Origin of the sequence: Geodermatophilus sp. CPCC 205506 (assembly GCF_051383635.1) — a bacterium.
Lineage (GTDB): Bacteria > Actinomycetota > Actinomycetes > Mycobacteriales > Geodermatophilaceae > Geodermatophilus.
Genome location: NZ_JALPKP010000047.1, coordinates 29,247 through 43,638, shown reverse-complemented (window position 1 = coordinate 43,638; position 14,392 = coordinate 29,247). Strand labels below are relative to the sequence as shown.

Below are 14,392 nucleotides of genomic sequence, written 5' to 3'. Positions count from 1 at the left end.
CAGCCGGCGGGCGTCGGCGCAGGCCGTGCGCGCCAGCTCGCCGGCCCGCGCCAGGTCCGCGGGCCGGCCCCGCGCCAGCAGCGCCGCGGCCAGCTCGACCCGGTCGTGCACCACGGCCGGGCGCGCCCCCGTCCGGGAGTCGAGGGCCAGCGCCTCCTCGAAGTGGCCGATCGCCTCCTCGCCGCGCCCCCGGACGACGTCGAGCCGGCCCAGCTCGACCGCCAGCGACCCGCAGCAGTAGACGCCTGCGCCGCCCGCGACCACGGGGTGCGCCGCGATCCGGTCGTGCAGCTCCCCGGCGACGTCCGCGTCGCCGAACGCGACGACCAGCCGCGTCAGGTTGCTCGCGACGCCCTCCGCGGAGACGAAGCCCGGCTCGCGCACGTGCGGGCGCAGCCGCTCGTACTGCGGCGCCGCCGCCTCCCGGCCGTCGCGGTGCAGCGCGATCAGCACCCGGGTGACCAGCACGACCGGCACGTCGTCGGCCCGCGCCAGCCGGCTCGGCCCGTCCCCGTGCCAGGGCGACGTGCTCCCGGTGACCAGGGCGTGCTCCAGGAGGAAGGCATCCGACAGGCCGGCCGTCGAGGCGTCCTGGGCCAGCTCCCGGCTGCCGACCTCGCGGGCCTCCTCGTTGAGGACCAGCGCGTCGGCGAACCGGCCGTACAGGGCCTCGACCGAGGCCCGCAGCCGCAGGTCGTGCCAGCGGACCAGGGGCAGCCGGGTGCGCTGCGCCAGCGCCGTGACCCGGGCCAGCTCGTCGTGCACGGTCGGCAGGTCCCCCGTCCCGAGCGCGGCGTCGATCCGCCACTTGGCGCCCCACAGCTCGGCGAGCGGCTGGCCGGTCGCGGCGGCGTGCTCGATCGCGAGCAGGCCCAGCCGCAGGCGTTCGCCCGGGGCGAGGGCGCCCGGGCCGGCCTTCACCCGGGCCCGGACCGCGTCGAGGACCGCCTCGGGGTCGCCCGTCGCCTCGGCCAGCGCGAGGGCCTCCTCCGCGTGCGCGGCCGCGGTCCCCAGCCGCCCGGCGTCGGCCAGCACGGACGCCGTCTGGGCCAGCAGCCGGGCGCGGACGGCGGGGTCGACGAGGGCCGGGGAGGCGAGGGCCCGCTCGCACAGCCGGACCACCGCGGGCGCGGAGCCGGGGGCCGCCACGTCGTGCACGGTGAGGGCGGCGGCGGCCAGCAGGTCGGGCCGCCCGCAGGCCGCGGCCGCGTCGGAGGCGGCGGTCGCGTGCTGCAGGCTCTCCCCGAACCGGCCGGCCCGGTACTCGGCGGTGGCCAGCTCGAGCAGCAGTCCGGCGCGCTCGCCGGCGTCCGGTCCGGCGCGGTCGGCGGCCGCCAGCGCCGTCCCGAGGAACCGGGCGGCCTCGTCGAAGGCCAGCGACCGGGTCGCGGCGGCCGCCGCCCGGCGCGCCCACGACGACGCGCGGCGCAGCGTCCCCGGTTCCGAGGCGGCCCGCAGCCAGTGCCCGGCCACCACGCCGGCGCCGGTGTCGTCGTCCCCGCCGAGCCGCTCCAGCGCCTCGGCCGCGCGCCGGTGCAACTCCTCCCGGGTGCTCGGCGCCAGGTCGGCGTACACGGCGTCCCGGACGACGGCGTGCGCGAACCGCCGCCGGCCCGGTGCGTCCGGGACCGCGGTGAGCACGCCGGCCCGCACCGCGGCGTCCAGGCCGGCGGCCACCTCGCCGGGCGGCCGGGCGGTCACCGCGGCCAGCCGGGCGGCGTCGACCTCCTCGCCGAGGACGGCCGCCGTGTCGACCAGGTCCAGCACGGCCGGGGGCAGGCCGGTCAGCGTCGTCCGGACCAGGCGCCGCAGCTCGGTGCCGGGGTCGGCGCCGTCGGCGGTCCCGGGGCCGGCCCGGGCCACCGCCCGCAGGTAGAGCGGGTTGCCGCCGCTGCGCCGGTGCGCGGCCCGGACCGTCTCGAGGCCGGCTCCCGGCAGCAGGGCCCGGACGTCGTCCTCCGTCAGCGGGGGCAGCGGCACCGGCCGGGTCCCCGGGCAGCGCAGCAGCTCCGGCAGCGCGCGGTCCAGCGGGCTCCCGTCCGGCGCGCCGGACGGCTCCCGGTAGGTGGCCACCACCAGCAGGTGCGAGCGGTGCAGCTCGGCGGCCAGGTGGCGCAGCAGCCGCAGCGACGTCTCGTCGGCCCAGTGCAGGTCCTCGAGGACGACGACCAGCCCGTGCGGCCCGGCCGCCTCCACCAGCGCCTCGGTGGCCGCCGCGACCAGCGCGAAGCGGGCGGCCTCGGGGTCGGCCGGCCGGTCGCCGCCGGTCAGCGCCCCGTCGACGGCGGCGCGGACGGCGGGGAGGGACCGCATGGCGCGCCGCCACGGCCACAGCGGCGGCGCCCCGGGGTCGTCCACGCAGCGCCCCCACGCGACGGCCGGCGCCCGCGCCGCGGCCACCTCGACGGTGCGCGTCTTGCCGATGCCCGCGGGGCCGGAGACGAGCAGCAGCCCGCCCGCGCCGGCGGCGGCCGCGGCGACGCCCGCCGTCAGCTCGGTGAGCTCGGCGTCGCGTCCGACGAAGCCGTCGGCGGCCGGGGGCGCCGTCCGCACGGCGCGGAGTATCCACGCCGGTGCGCGCCCTGCGTACCGCCTCTCGGTACCGCGGTCCCGTGTTCCCACGGATGTCCCCGCCCCGCCGCCCCCGGATCGTGCTCCGTGCCGGGACCGGAGCCGCCGGTCCCCGAGCGGCAGGAGGATCCCGTGTTCGCCACCGTCCACACCACCCCACACACCGCCGACGCCGTCCGTGCCGTGCTGCCCGGCGACGCCGAGCCCGCCGGGGTGCTCGTCGTCGAGTTCCCCGGCGACACCGCCGTCGTCGCGCTGTGGCCCGACGGGGCGGCGGCGCCCGCCGGCGCCCGCACCTACCGCGTGATCGACCGGATCGACGGCCCGGCCGCGGGCCGGACCCCGCTGTTCGCGGAGGTGACCTGGCTCGACGTCCGCGGGGACCCGGCCGTGGCGCGCGCCGCCGAGCGTGGCGGGCGGGAGCGCATCGGCCCGGCGATCCGGGACGTCGACGGGCTGGTCGGCGTGCTCGTGCTCCGGTCCGACGACGACCGCATCGTCGTCGTCGGCACGGCCACCGGGCGCGAGACGCACGACGAGGTGCACGCCCGCATGGCGCGCACCGAGCTGCTGCCCGGTGAGGACCCGGCCCTGCTGCCGGAGCCCGAGCGCACCGAGATCGGCCGCGTGCTGGTGGCGCGGGTGCCGGCGGAGGCGCGGTCGTGACGGCGCAGCTGGGCTCCCGCACCCCGGTCGCCGGCACCTGGACGGTCAGCGACAGCCGCACGCGGGTGACCTTCGCCGCCCGCGGTCTGGGTGGGCGGCTGGTGCACGGGTCGGTGTCCTGCTCCTCGGGCGAGGTGCGGCTCGACGAGGGGGGCCGTCCGGTGCGGGTCCGGGGCGAGGTCGACCTGGAGAGCCTGGCCACCGGCATCGCCCGCCGGGACGCGGACCTGCGCACGCCGCGGTTCCTCGACGTCGCGCGGCACCCGACGATGACGTGGTCCGCCGACCGGTTCCGCCCGTCCCCGGACGGCGCGTGGATCGCCGAGGGCGTGCTCTCGGTGCGGGGCACCACCGCGCCGCTGACCCTGGTCGGCCGCCCCGAGCCGGTCGAGGGCGGGTGGCTCCGGGTCCGCGCGGCCGGCACCCTCGACCGGACGACGGTCGGCATCCGGGTGCCCGCGCTGCTCGTGGGCCGCACGGTCCGCGTGGCGGTCGACGCCTGGCTGCGGGCGCCCTCCCCGTGACGTCCCGCGCCGGGGACCGGGCCGCGGAGGCGGTCCCCGGCGCTGGGACACTGGGGCCATGAGCGAGGACCAGCGCAGCATCGGCAAGCGGGCCAACGACCTGAACGCGACCATCCGCTACACGATGTGGTCGGTGTTCCGGCTGGCCCGCCCCCTGGGCGACGAGCAGCGGGCCGCGGCCGCCGACGAGGTGCAGGGCCTGCTCGACGAGCTGGCCGGCAAGGACGTCGTCGTCCGCGGGGTCTACGACGTCGCCGGGCTGCGGGCCGACGCCGACCTCATGGTCTGGTGGCACGCCTCGACGCCGGAGGCGCTGCAGGAGGCCTACACCCGGCTGCGCCGCACCTCGCTCGGCCGGCACCTGGAGCCGGTCTGGTCGCAGATGGCGCTGCACCGCCCCGCGGAGTTCAACCGCAGCCACATCCCGGCGTTCCTCGCCGACGAGGAGCCGCGCCGCTACGTCTGCGTCTACCCGTTCGTGCGGTCCTACGAGTGGTACCTGCTGCCGGACGAGGAGCGCCGGGCGATGCTCGCCGAGCACGGCCAGATGGCCCGCGGCTTCCCCGACGTCCGGGCCAACACCGTCGCCTCGTTCGCCCTCGGCGACTACGAGTGGATGCTGGCCTTCGAGGCCGACGAGCTGCACCGCATCGTCGACCTCATGCGCGAGCTGCGGGCCTCGACGGCGCGCCGCCACGTGCGCGAGGAGTTGCCGTTCTACACCGGCGTCCGCAAGCCGGTCGCCGAGCTCGTCGCCGACCTGCCGTGAGAACGGACCCCGTCCAGCCCACCCCTCGCAGGCTCGGGGCGGGGCCCGGGACGGGGCCGTCCGGTGGTCAGGCGTCCAGCGGCTGGAGCCGGATGCTCACGCTGTTGATGCAGTAGCGGTCGCCGGTCGGCGTCTGGGGGGCGTCCTCGAAGACGTGGCCCAGGTGGCTGTGGCAGGTGCCGCACAGCACCTCGGTGCGGACCATCCCGTGGCTGCGGTCCGCGCGGAGGACCACGTTGTCGGCGGACGACGGCTGGTAGAACGACGGCCAGCCGCAGTGCGAGTCGAACTTCGTCTCCGAGCGGAACAGCTCCGCCCCGCACGCCCGGCAGGTGTAGACGCCCTGCGTCTTGGTGTCGACGTACTCACCGGTCCAGGGCCGCTCCGTGCCGGCCTGGCGGAGGACGGCGAACTCCTCCGGCGACAGCTGCTCCCGCCACTCCTCGTCGCTCTTGGTGACCTTCGGCTGGTTCTCCGCGGACGTCGTCATGCGCTCCACGGTACGACTCCGGACCGGCCGGTCAGCGGCCCAACCCGGCCTCCCGCGCCCGCACGATCGCCTGTGCCCGGTCGGTGACCTGCAGCTTGGTCAGCACGTTCGACACGTTGTTCCGCACCGTCTTCGGCGACAGGTAGAGCGTGGCGGCGATCTGCGCGTTCGAGCGGCCCGCGGCGACCAGGTCGAGCACCTCCCGCTCGCGCGCGGTCAGCTGCGGGAACGCGGTCTCCGGCCCGGTCGGCCCGGCGGCGAAGAACTCGGCGATCCGGCGGGCCAGCGCGGCGCCGAACACCGCGCCCCCGCCGGCCACCGTGGTGATCGCCCGGACCACCTCCTCCTGGTCGGCGCCCTTGAGCAGGTAGCCGCGGGCGCCGGCGCGGACGGCGGCGAACACCGTGCCGTCGTCCTCGCTCATGGTCAGCACGACGACCCCGACCGACGGCGACTCGGCGGTGATCCGCCGGGTGGCCTCGATCCCGTCGAGCACCGGCATCTGCACGTCCATGACCACGACGTCGGGCTGCTCCTCGCGGGCCAGCTCCACCGCGGCGGCCCCGTCGGCGGCCGTGCCGACGACGGTCAGCCCCGGCACCGAGCCGAGCAGCAGGGCCAGCCCGTCCCGGTAGACCGGGTGGTCGTCCACCACCGCGATCCGCAGCGGTTCCTCAGGCTCGGACACCGGACCCTCCTCCGTCGGCGGGCAGGACCGCCCGCACCACCGTGCCACCCTCCGGCGGGCAGCTGACCGCGCTGCGGCCGCCCAGCTCCGCGGCCCGCTCGCGCAGCGACACCAGCCCCACACCGGCGGGCGCGGCCGGGTCGATGCCGACGCCGTCGTCGGCCACGTCGACCACCAGCGCACCGTCCGCGTCGCAGGACAGCGACGCCCGCACCCGGCTCGCCGAGGCGTGCCTGGCGACGTTGGCCAGCGCCTCCGAGGCGATCCGGTACGCGGCCACCTCGACCGCGGCCGGCAGCTCGGCCAGGTCGCCGGCGTCCACCGTGACCTCGACCCGCGGCGCCAGCAGCCGCTCGGCCTGCTGGCGCACCGCACCGGCCAGGCCGAGGTCGTCGAGGGCCGGCGGGCGCAGGTCGTGCACCAGCCGGCGGACGTCGGCCAGTGCTGCGGAGACGTCGTCGCGGGCCTGCCGGAGCAGGCGGTCGGCGTCCTCGGGGCGGGCCGCGGCGAGGTTGCGCGCGGTGTCGATGCGGAGCACGACGGCGCCCAGCGAGGGGCCCAGCCCGTCGTGCAGGTCCCGCCGCAGCCGCCGGCGCTCCTCCTCGCGGGCGGCGACCAGCTGCTCGCGGCTGTGCTGGAGCTCGGCGGCCAGGGAGCTGGCGCGGGCGGCCGCGGCGGCCTGCCGGACGACGTCGGCGAGCAGGCCCTCGTCGCGGGTGACCAGGTGGGCGCGGACGCCGTTGCGCGGGAGCAGCAGCCGGCCGACCTCCTCGCCGCGGTAGGCGATCGGCAGCGACTGCACCGCGACCGGTCGCGGGCCGTGCTCGGCGAGCAGCTGCCGGCCGCCGGGCTGGTCGACCTCCACGCCGACGTAGGGCGAGCGGAAGGCCTCCGCGATGCCGGCGGCGACCGCCATGAGCTGCTCGTCGGGGCCGTCGGAGCGCTCCAGCCGCTCGGCGAGGCCGGACACCACGCGGTAGGGGTCCTCCCGCTCGCCGAGCACCCACCGGCGGACCAGCCGCCAGGCCTGCGCCCGTAGCGGCACGTACAGCCCGGTGACCACCAGGAGGGCCAGCAGGGTGGCGTCGCGGTCACCCAGCCGGTCACCGAGCAGCGCCCCGGCCGCGGCGATCACCGCGAGGTCGAGGAGGACCACGGCGACCGCGAGCCCGCCGTAGACCAGCGTGCCGCCGAGCAGCCGGTCGATGTCGACCGCCTGCGGGCGCAGGACGCCGACGGCGACGGCCGCTCCGGTGAGGGTCACCGCCAGGGAGAGCGTGAACGAGCTGATGTCGCCGGGGGCCAGCAGCGTGCCGACCATGACCAGCGCGTCGGTGACGGCGGCCCACAGCAGCCAGCGCATCCGCCGGCGGTCCTCGCCGGTGTCGCGCCGGTACCGGCTGACGACGACGGCGACCGGCACGAGCACCCCGAGGACGGCGGCCGGGAAGGCGAACCGCAGCAGCGGCAGGACCACCGCCTCGGGCAGCGGCAGGCTGGTCGGGTCCAGGTCCAGGGAGCGGTAGATCTCCCGCGTCTGCGAACCCGCCCGCGCGTCGGCGATCTCCGAGGGCACGATCATCAGCAGCGTCGGCAGCAGCGCCGTGGACGCCAGGCTCAGCAGCGCCGCCGGACGCCACCGCCCGGCCGGCAGCCGCCCGTCGGGGTAGAGCAGGAGCAGCAGGGGCAGCCCGAGCAGCAGCCAGGCGCCGAACCGCTGGACCAGCCAGAAGGCCAGGGACCCGCCCGGCAGCGGCGGGTCGTACTGCAGCGCGAAGGTCAGGTACGACTGCGCGAGGCCGTCGACCGCCCACAGCACCGCGGTGCCGCCCACCACCCAGGAGACCGCGTTGCGCGGGGCCCGGTGCAGGAGCAGGGCGGCGGGGATCGCCAGCGTCGCCCCCGGCAGCCCGAACACCCAGCCGGGCGTGGCGCCCGCGGCCTCCCGGGCGGCGGCCGGCGTCACCACGTCGAGGACGGCGGCGCCGAGGGCGGCGGCGACGGTGACGACGACCGACGCCCAGGCCACGAACCGGACCCATCCGGGCACGTCGCCCGCCCGAGGCAGCACCGGGAACGGCGCGGGAGGGGCCTCCGGCGCCGTCGGAACCCGCCCGGCCACCGGGACACCTGCCTGCACGCGCAGGATCTTCGCCTGCCGCCGTCCCGGTCGTCACGAGGCAGGTGTCCCGTGTCGCCCGGGACGGGATCGAGGACGGGATCGAGGGCGGTCCGCCCTGGGCGCCCGGGACGCCGCCCCGAGACGGTTCTCCCAGGCGGTGCACCGGGCACCGCGACCACGACCAGGGAGACGAGATGTCCCTCAGCACCACCCCCGCTCCGGCCCGCACCGACGCCGCGCCGGCGGGCCCCAGCACCACGCCCGCCCGCCCGCCCGCGACCACGCGGTCGGTCCGCCGCGCCGGCGTGGCCGTGGCCGTCGGCTCGTCGGCCTGGGCGGCCGGCATCCTGGCCTTCGGCCTCAACCCCGCTCCGGGCTGGGAGGGCACGGCCTACAACGTGTCCTCGCTGCTGTTCCAGCTCGGCCTGGTCGCCCTCGTCAGCGCGCAGCTGCGCACCGGGGCGACCGGCACCGGCCGGCTGGCCCGCTTCTTCCTGCACGCGGAGCACGTGCTCCTCGGCCTGGCCATCGTCTCCACGTTGACGTGGATCATCGCCCCCCAGTCCGGCGAGGAGGCCTGGTTCCTGGCGCTGGACGCCTTCTGGCCGCTGTCGATGATCGGCATGTTCGCCATCGGCATCCGCATCGCGATCGCCGGCCGGTGGACCGGTGCCGCGCGCTGGTGGCCCCTGGGCGCCGAGAGCTGGGCGCCGGTCAACATCCCGATCGCCCAGGCGCTGCCGGCCCTCTCGCCGTACGCCGCCGCCGGCCACCTGCTGGTCGGGTACGCCGCGCTCGGCGTCCTGCTGGCCCTGCGGCCGGAGCTGACCGGGGCCCGCGACTGAACGAGGACCCCCGTCCAGCACCTCACCAGGCGCCCTGCCACCCCGTGACCCGGGTGGCGGGGCGCCGTCGCGTCCGGCGGAGACTGGATCGGTGAGTCCGCCCGACACGCCGCTGCCCGACGTCTGGTTCACCCGCGACCTGCCGGTCCTGCGGGCCATCGCCCGCCTGGTCGACGAGCCCAAGCACGGGGGCGCGCCCTATCTGCTCGGCTCGGTCGTGCCGGCCAGCGGTCTGCCCAAGGCGGAGGTGATCGCGGCGGCGAAGGCGCTGGTGTCGGCCGGGTACGCCGAGGCGTTGACCAACCACGCCGGGGACATCGTCCGGATCACCGGCATCTCCCCGGAGGCCCGCCGGCTGGCCGGGCTCTGGCCGACGCCGCAGGGGGAGTGGGAGCGGCTCCTGGAGCAGCTGACGGCCCGTGCGGAGCACGCGCCGACCGACGTCGAGCGGGCCCGCTGGCGGGCCTTCGCCGACGCGGCCACCGCCGTGGGGGCCGACGACGGGGCGCTGCTCATGTCGGCGCTGATCGGGGGGTACGTGCCGCGGGCGCGGTAGCTCGTCCCCGTGAACGACAGCGCCCCCGCCCGGAGGACCGGGCGGGGGCGCTGTGTGCCGACCGGGTGGTCAGCGGCTGATCAGGAGATCAGAGCGGGTTGACGTTCGCAGCCTGCGGGCCCTTCTGGCCCTGCTCGATGTCGAACGAGATCCGCTGGCCTTCGTCGAGCGAGCGATACCCGCTGGTCTGGATGGCCGAGTAGTGGACGAACACGTCCGGTCCGCCGCCATCAGGGGTGGCGAAGCCGAACCCCTTCTCCGCGTTGAACCACTTGACAGTTCCTTCGGGCATTGCTCGCTCCTAGCTGAGGTGGTGCATCGGGGTCCTGCCATAGCGCAGGGCCTTCCCGACGGGATGACCATAGTCGTCCGACCGCCCCTGCGGGGTGCCGGGGGCCACTCGATCGTCGGCGCGGCGCGAATCGGTTTCTTGCGGCGATCGTGCGGTTGTCTCGTCGGTGACCTGCGGCTGGGCCCGGAGAGTCCTCTGTGCCGGGACGGACCCGGCACACCGAGGAACGGATTCCCGACATGACCGCCGCCCTGCTGCCCGCCGCCCCCTTCGCGCTGTGCGACTTCGACGACCTCGCCGACGCCGACCTCGAGGCCGACCTGTCCGAGCGCCTCGAGGAGGCCGGCTGGGTGCTGCTGCGTTCCGACGGCGGCGGTGCCGACGGCGACGACATCGGGCGGCTCATCGACCGTCCGGGTGCGCGGTCCGGCCGGGCCGACGCCGTTGCGCTGGCGTGGTCGATCCGGCGCGGACGGGGAGCCGCGCTGGCCGTCCACGACCTCGGGCTGCGGGCCGCGCTGCTCGTCGACTGAGCACGGTCCGCAGGCGCGGGTCCGCCGACCAGACTCACAGTCAGAGCAGCCGGCCGGGCTCCTCCGGGAACGCGCGACCGGAGATCGGCGCGGCGTAGTCGCCGCCCGGGATGGGGGACGGGGTCCAGGACGGGCCCGCGGGCAGCGCCAGGGGCTCCGACCGCCACGAGGGGACGCCGATCGGCGGCAGTTCCTCCCAGTGGTGGTCGGCCAGGCGGGTCCGTTCCTGCCGCCAGGCCTGGACCGCGCGGCGCCAGCGGCGTCCGCCGACGTCCAGCCCGACCAGGACGGCCACGCCGACGGCCACCGTCAGGCAGGCGTTGGTCACCGCGGTGGCGACGTCCAGGGGCGTCAGCCGGGGCCACCCGATCGACTCGAGCTGCGCGCCGACGATCTCGACGACGACGTAGAGCACGCCGTACACCGAGAACGAGACCCGCACCGTGCACCTCCGTCGCTGACCGGTCCTCCCTCCAACGGCAGGTCCGGAGGGCGGCCGTCGTCCGCGGGGTGTCCGGTCACCCGTCCGGGTGAGCGGTCAGGGCGCCAGCACCTCGTTCCAGGGCCGCACCGTCCAGCCGGCGACCACGCCGTTCTGCACGAACGGGTCACCGGCGATGAACTCCTCGGCGGCCTCGCGGCTGGTGAACACACCCATCGCATCGCCGTTCATCGGCTCGTCGAAGGTGCCGACCATCAGCAGGACGCCGCGGTCGCGGAACTCGTGCAGCCGGGCGACGTGCGCCGGGCCGTGCTGCTGCGCCAACGGCAGGAAGTCCTCGACCGCGCGGTAGGTCATCACGTACTTCATGACCCGGCATCCTGGCGGCAGCACGGCCCCCGTGGTGCCGTGCGGGCGCGGCGATCTTGGCCCCTCCTTGGGGTGGCCTTAACCCGCGGCGGGCCACGCTGTGGCCGTGACCGGAGCTCGCGTGGCGTGGGTCGCCACCGCGGCGGCGGCGCTGGCGCTCGGCGGGGTGGCGGTCCGGCTGGTGGCCGCCTCCGCGCTCCCGGTCACCACGCTGGTCCTGCTCGGCCTGCTCGGCGGGGGCATCTGGACCGGCCTGCACTGCGTCGCCACGGTCGCCCGGAGCGACCCCGACCAGGACGAGAGCAGCCACTGCGCGTGGCTGCGCTGCCTCCACACGGGAGCACCCGGCAGCCTCGGCTGACCGCCCCCAAGGGCTACTTCTCCCGGCCGGCGTTCCAGAGGGCGAGTCCGATCGCCAGGATCAGGGCGGCGAGGATCGCGACGATCACCAGGTCCTGCGTTGTCAGGTTCATGTGTGGCCCGGCCCCTCTCTGAGCCGGAACCCCCCGCCGACGCGTCGCAACCTCGCGCAGCCACCTGGCAGCCGCCTGGCCCGAACCTGGCAAGAACCTCGGAGCCCGCGCAGCCCCGGAGCCCGGGAGAAGCCGACCCAGCCGATCCACAGGCGCGCGATGAGGGAGGGCACCAGCAAACGCTCGCCGCGCTCGCCGCACCACGGGTGGTGCTGCACGATCTCGGGGTGATCGAGGAGGGCAGCGTCGTCAACGCGCTCTTCGTGTTCGTGCCCGTCGACCCGGGCACTCAGGAGGCGGTCCTGCGCACGAGCGTCGTCCTCTCCAGCCTGGTCACCGGCACCCTCGTGGGCGTGCTGACCGGAGCCGTCGCGGTGGTGCTGTGCCGTGTCCTCCCGTCCGCGACGGGGCGAGGGGGGACCGGATCCGCGTACCCGACGGGGTCCCGACGATGAGCACCACGGATCGGACCGGCGGTCCGGAGGTGGGCGACGCCCTCCGGACCCGCGCGGCGCGTGCGGTCGCCGTCCACGCCCCGGGGTACCGCGGTGCCGACCTGCAGGAGCTCGGCGGCGGGCTGGACCACCGCGCGTTCCTGGCGCGGGACCTGGTCGTGCGCGTCGCCGACCCCGACGGGGCCGCTGAGGTGGCCCGCGAGGCCGCGTTGCTGAGGCTGGTCGCCGGGCACGTGTCCATCGCCGTACCCGCGCCCCTGTTCGCCGATCCGGACGAGGGGGTGATCGCCTACCCGCTCCTGCCCGGCCGGCCCCTGCTCGGACGGACACCACCCGAGGGCGCCGCGGCGCGCCTCGGAACGGTCCTCCGCGAGCTGCACGCCATCGACCCGGCCGACGTCGGCAACCGCGCCGCGGTCGACCCCGCCGAGCCGGCGGCGTGGCTGGAGGACCTCGGCGGACCCGCGCCGCTGCTGCGGATCCTGCACGCCTCCCGGCCCCGCCCGGCACGTGCTCTGGTGCTCGCTCACGCCGACCTCGGAGCGGAGCACGTCCTCGAGCTCGGCGGTCGGCTGACCGGGATCATCGACTGGGCCGACGCCGCGGTCACCGACCCCGCGCTGGACCTCGCCCGGCCGTACCGCGACTTCGGCCCCGCGTTCCTCGACGACGTGCTGCGCGCGTACGGCCACGAGACCCCGGCGTTTCGCGACCGGATCACGTTCTTCGCCCGCTGCGCCGCTCTCGAAGACCTCGCCTACGGCCGCGAGAGCGGCCGCGAGGAGTACCTCCGCGCCGCCCGGCGCAGCCTGACGTGGCTGTTCCCCGGCACCGGGGGGCCGCCGGCGTGATGCGTCGTATCGGGGAGCCGTGCGGACCGGCGGCAGCCGGCGACGTTCCTCAGCGGGCCATCGCCGCGCGTCCCGCGTGCTGTCGGTCCGACAGGACGTTCCGCAACCGCCGTGCGCGATCGAGCATCAGCTCCCAGGCGCCGGGCACGGCCCAGAACGTCCAGGCGACGTAGACCGCCTGGAGCGGCAACCTCAGCCAGGGGTGCGAGGCACCGGGCAGGCCCTCGATGCGGACACCGGCCACCGCGACGTAGACGTTCGCGGGGAACACGGCGAGCAGGTAGGCGGCAAGGGCGAGGGCGATCTCCCGGCGGCGGCGGGTGGGGGCCGCGAGGCCGGCTCCCAGGAGCATCTCCAGCAGCCCGGTGCCCAGGATGACCCGTTCCCGGGCGGGCACGAACTCGGGGAGATGCTGGACGAAGGGCTGCGGATCGGCCAGGTGGCTGGCGCCCGCGGCCGCCATGGCCGTCGCCATGGCAGCCCGCGCGGCGTCCGGCGAGGACCGGCGGCCCCGGCGGGAGGGGACCAGCCGAGCGAGGACGTACGTTCCGGCGAGGAAGGCCAACACCATCACGGGGCACCCCCACGGTGTGTCCGGAGGTTCAACGAGGACGGGCAGGCGGGACGACGGTGCCCAGCAGCCGGGCGGTCGCGTCGGCCCACGACACGGGGAGGGACGCTCCCGGAGCGGTCCACGTGGTGAACGACGTGGCGCCCATGTGCGGGCGGAGCTTGGCCATGACCGCCCGGTGCGGCATCTCCCTGACGAACGCCGCCAGCGACTGCTCATCGGACCACGCCGACAGGGTCCAGAACGTCTTGGCCAGTGGTTGCGCGCGCAGGCTGTAGCCCACGAGCCCGTCCGTCCGCTCGAGCTGCCGGACGACGGACACGGTCAGCCCCATGAACCAGGGGACTCTCGCGATGGACCGGAGCGGCAGCCGGCTGGCCATCACGAGGTAGCTCGCCCGTTCTGCGGGCGTGGTCACGGTGCGCCAGGGGATCGTGGGCATGTCATGCCTCCGTGCGGCGGGCTCGCAGTGGTGGAGTGCTGCGCAGTGGCCGGGCCAGGCGTTCGTAACGCGGTCGGAGCGCGAGCCGGTAGACCACGCGGACCAGCCAGGGCTGGGCGGCGAGGGTCTCCGCTCGCTCCTGCTCGGTCGCGTGGTCGAGAACCCACGGGCCGGCGAAGACGATCGCCCGCGTGCCGACGACCTTCCAGGCCGCCTTGCCCAGGTCGGCGAACTCGTCCGAGGTGAATGCCTGCCGATACCGGGAGAACGCGACCTCCTCCTCGTGGGGGAGGTGGGTCGCCAGGATGGCCTCCAGTGCCTGCGTGGCTCGCACGCCCTCATCCCGCTCGCGCTCCCACCTGCCTCCGCCGGCCGCTGACGGAAGTCGCTCGAGGCTCTGGCGGGCCACCTCGAGGCGGTCGGCGAGGACGCGGTGCTCTCCCTCGAGTTCCGCGTCGGCCTCGGCGAAGGAGGGATCCCGCTCGAGCAGAGCGGGATAGATGACGGCCTCCTCCGCGGTGTGGTGGTCGTGGATCGCGCCCTCGTAGCCGGCGTACCACGAGCCCAGCGCCGACAGCCGGTCCGCGTCGTCCGGCTGCGCCGCGGAGACCAGCGCGGTGAGGCGACCGGCGTCGATGCGCATCGCCCGGTGTTCCAGGTAGCTGGGTCGGAGATCGGGTTCGAGTCCGGTGGTCACGGCGGCCCCCCTGAGAAGTGGCTAGACGGGCCGACG

The 14,392-nt window shown here is 76.4% G+C and carries 19 protein-coding genes; 9 read left to right on the top strand and 10 right to left on the bottom strand.

Annotated features, from left to right (window positions below):
- Window positions 1-2,553, bottom strand: a 2,553-nt coding sequence (locus MY520_RS22175; protein WP_436694738.1) for an ATP-binding protein, incomplete at its 3' end; no start/stop codon positions are given.
- 150 nt (window positions 2,554-2,703) lie between these two features.
- Between MY520_RS22175 and MY520_RS22170 the strand changes: the two genes are divergently transcribed.
- From MY520_RS22170 to hemQ, 3 genes are read left to right on the top strand one after another with little or no spacing between them, the layout of a single operon-like run.
- Entirely contained in the window at window positions 2,704-3,237 is a 534-nt protein-coding gene (locus MY520_RS22170) for a hypothetical protein (RefSeq protein WP_436694737.1), read from the top strand.
- Window positions 3,234-3,761 carry a YceI family protein gene (locus tag MY520_RS22165; RefSeq protein WP_436694736.1) on the top strand — a complete coding sequence of 176 codons (528 nt, stop codon included), beginning with the start codon at window positions 3,234-3,236 and terminating at the stop codon, window positions 3,759-3,761. Before MY520_RS22170 ends, MY520_RS22165 begins: the two co-directional genes overlap by 4 nt.
- A gap of 58 nt (window positions 3,762-3,819) precedes the next feature.
- Window positions 3,820-4,530, top strand: coding sequence for a hydrogen peroxide-dependent heme synthase (gene hemQ / locus MY520_RS22160; RefSeq protein ID WP_436694735.1), 711 nt, complete (start codon window positions 3,820-3,822; stop codon window positions 4,528-4,530).
- Window positions 4,531-4,597: 67 nt separating this feature from the next.
- On the opposite strand, the gene msrB is transcribed toward hemQ, so the two are convergent.
- Genes msrB through MY520_RS22145 form a run of 3 tightly spaced genes read right to left on the bottom strand, consistent with a single transcriptional unit; the run spans window position 4,598 to window position 7,758 of the window.
- A complete protein-coding gene (gene msrB, locus MY520_RS22155; RefSeq protein ID WP_436694734.1) occupies window positions 4,598-5,020 on the bottom strand; it encodes a peptide-methionine (R)-S-oxide reductase MsrB in 423 nt (140 codons plus the stop codon).
- A gap of 31 nt (window positions 5,021-5,051) precedes the next feature.
- Window positions 5,052-5,708 carry a response regulator gene (locus MY520_RS22150; protein WP_436694733.1) on the bottom strand — a complete coding sequence of 219 codons (657 nt, stop codon included), beginning with the start codon at window positions 5,706-5,708 and terminating at the stop codon, window positions 5,052-5,054.
- On the bottom strand, window positions 5,695-7,758 hold the full coding sequence (locus MY520_RS22145) for a histidine kinase (protein ID WP_436694732.1): 2,064 nt from the start codon (window positions 7,756-7,758) through the stop codon (window positions 5,695-5,697). Before MY520_RS22145 ends, MY520_RS22150 begins: the two co-directional genes overlap by 14 nt.
- 266 nt (window positions 7,759-8,024) lie before the next feature.
- Between MY520_RS22145 and MY520_RS22140 the strand changes: the two genes are divergently transcribed.
- Window positions 8,025-8,675, top strand: coding sequence for a hypothetical protein (locus MY520_RS22140; RefSeq protein ID WP_436694731.1), 651 nt, complete (start codon window positions 8,025-8,027; stop codon window positions 8,673-8,675).
- A gap of 91 nt (window positions 8,676-8,766) precedes the next feature.
- Complete coding sequence (locus MY520_RS22135; RefSeq protein ID WP_436694730.1) at window positions 8,767-9,231, top strand: hypothetical protein; 465 nt, start codon at window positions 8,767-8,769, stop codon at window positions 9,229-9,231.
- An 88-nt stretch (window positions 9,232-9,319) separates the two neighbouring features.
- Here the strand turns inward: MY520_RS22135 and MY520_RS22130 are convergent, their stop codons facing one another.
- A complete protein-coding gene (locus MY520_RS22130) occupies window positions 9,320-9,523 on the bottom strand; it encodes a cold-shock protein (protein WP_012948038.1) in 204 nt (67 codons plus the stop codon).
- A gap of 239 nt (window positions 9,524-9,762) precedes the next feature.
- On the opposite strand from MY520_RS22130, the gene MY520_RS22125 reads away from it, so the two are divergent.
- The gene (locus tag MY520_RS22125; RefSeq protein WP_436694729.1) at window positions 9,763-10,056 is read left to right on the top strand and encodes a hypothetical protein; all 294 of its coding nucleotides are present in this window, start codon (window positions 9,763-9,765) and stop codon (window positions 10,054-10,056) included.
- A gap of 40 nt (window positions 10,057-10,096) precedes the next feature.
- Here the strand turns inward: MY520_RS22125 and MY520_RS22120 are convergent, their stop codons facing one another.
- Window positions 10,097-10,498 (bottom strand): hypothetical protein, encoded by a 402-nt coding sequence (locus MY520_RS22120; protein WP_436694728.1) that lies wholly within the window; start codon window positions 10,496-10,498, stop codon window positions 10,097-10,099.
- Window positions 10,499-10,594: 96 nt separating this feature from the next.
- Window positions 10,595-10,867 carry a YciI family protein gene (locus tag MY520_RS22115; protein ID WP_436694727.1) on the bottom strand — a complete coding sequence of 91 codons (273 nt, stop codon included), beginning with the start codon at window positions 10,865-10,867 and terminating at the stop codon, window positions 10,595-10,597.
- A gap of 106 nt (window positions 10,868-10,973) precedes the next feature.
- Between MY520_RS22115 and MY520_RS22110 the strand changes: the two genes are divergently transcribed.
- From MY520_RS22110 to MY520_RS22100, 3 genes are all read left to right on the top strand, one after another.
- Window positions 10,974-11,228, top strand: a complete 255-nt coding sequence (locus MY520_RS22110) for a hypothetical protein (protein WP_436694726.1) — start codon at window positions 10,974-10,976, stop codon at window positions 11,226-11,228.
- A gap of 339 nt (window positions 11,229-11,567) precedes the next feature.
- Window positions 11,568-11,795: a hypothetical protein gene (locus MY520_RS22105; RefSeq protein WP_436694725.1), complete on the top strand. Its 228-nt coding sequence runs from the start codon at window positions 11,568-11,570 to the stop codon at window positions 11,793-11,795.
- Window positions 11,792-12,646: a phosphotransferase gene (locus tag MY520_RS22100; protein WP_436694724.1), complete on the top strand. Its 855-nt coding sequence runs from the start codon at window positions 11,792-11,794 to the stop codon at window positions 12,644-12,646. Before MY520_RS22105 ends, MY520_RS22100 begins: the two co-directional genes overlap by 4 nt.
- 49 nt (window positions 12,647-12,695) lie before the next feature.
- On the opposite strand, the gene MY520_RS22095 is transcribed toward MY520_RS22100, so the two are convergent.
- Genes MY520_RS22095 through MY520_RS22085 form a run of 3 tightly spaced genes read right to left on the bottom strand, consistent with a single transcriptional unit; the run spans window position 12,696 to window position 14,356 of the window.
- Window positions 12,696-13,217 carry a DoxX family protein gene (locus MY520_RS22095; protein ID WP_436694723.1) on the bottom strand — a complete coding sequence of 174 codons (522 nt, stop codon included), beginning with the start codon at window positions 13,215-13,217 and terminating at the stop codon, window positions 12,696-12,698.
- A 31-nt stretch (window positions 13,218-13,248) separates the two neighbouring features.
- Window positions 13,249-13,659 carry a hypothetical protein gene (locus MY520_RS22090; RefSeq protein WP_436694722.1) on the bottom strand — a complete coding sequence of 137 codons (411 nt, stop codon included), beginning with the start codon at window positions 13,657-13,659 and terminating at the stop codon, window positions 13,249-13,251.
- Between the two features lies 1 nt (window position 13,660).
- Window positions 13,661-14,356 carry a hemerythrin domain-containing protein gene (locus MY520_RS22085; protein ID WP_436694721.1) on the bottom strand — a complete coding sequence of 232 codons (696 nt, stop codon included), beginning with the start codon at window positions 14,354-14,356 and terminating at the stop codon, window positions 13,661-13,663.
- Between the last annotated feature and the right edge of the window lie 36 nt (window positions 14,357-14,392).

What these genes read in the sequence shown, in the direction of transcription:
- hemQ (WP_436694735.1), top strand. Translation starts at nt 3,820, where the DNA reads ATGAGCGAGGACCAGCGCAGCATCGGCAAGCGGGCCAACGACCTGAAC.
- msrB (WP_436694734.1), bottom strand. Translation starts at nt 5,020, where the DNA reads ATGACGACGTCCGCGGAGAACCAGCCGAAGGTCACCAAGAGCGACGAG.
- MY520_RS22140 (WP_436694731.1), top strand. Translation starts at nt 8,025, where the DNA reads ATGTCCCTCAGCACCACCCCCGCTCCGGCCCGCACCGACGCCGCGCCG.
- MY520_RS22130 (WP_012948038.1), bottom strand. Translation starts at nt 9,523, where the DNA reads ATGCCCGAAGGAACTGTCAAGTGGTTCAACGCGGAGAAGGGGTTCGGC.
- MY520_RS22125 (WP_436694729.1), top strand. Translation starts at nt 9,763, where the DNA reads ATGACCGCCGCCCTGCTGCCCGCCGCCCCCTTCGCGCTGTGCGACTTC.
- MY520_RS22115 (WP_436694727.1), bottom strand. Translation starts at nt 10,867, where the DNA reads ATGAAGTACGTGATGACCTACCGCGCGGTCGAGGACTTCCTGCCGTTG.
- MY520_RS22100 (WP_436694724.1), top strand. Translation starts at nt 11,792, where the DNA reads ATGAGCACCACGGATCGGACCGGCGGTCCGGAGGTGGGCGACGCCCTC.
- MY520_RS22095 (WP_436694723.1), bottom strand. Translation starts at nt 13,217, where the DNA reads ATGGTGTTGGCCTTCCTCGCCGGAACGTACGTCCTCGCTCGGCTGGTC.
- MY520_RS22090 (WP_436694722.1), bottom strand. Translation starts at nt 13,659, where the DNA reads ATGCCCACGATCCCCTGGCGCACCGTGACCACGCCCGCAGAACGGGCG.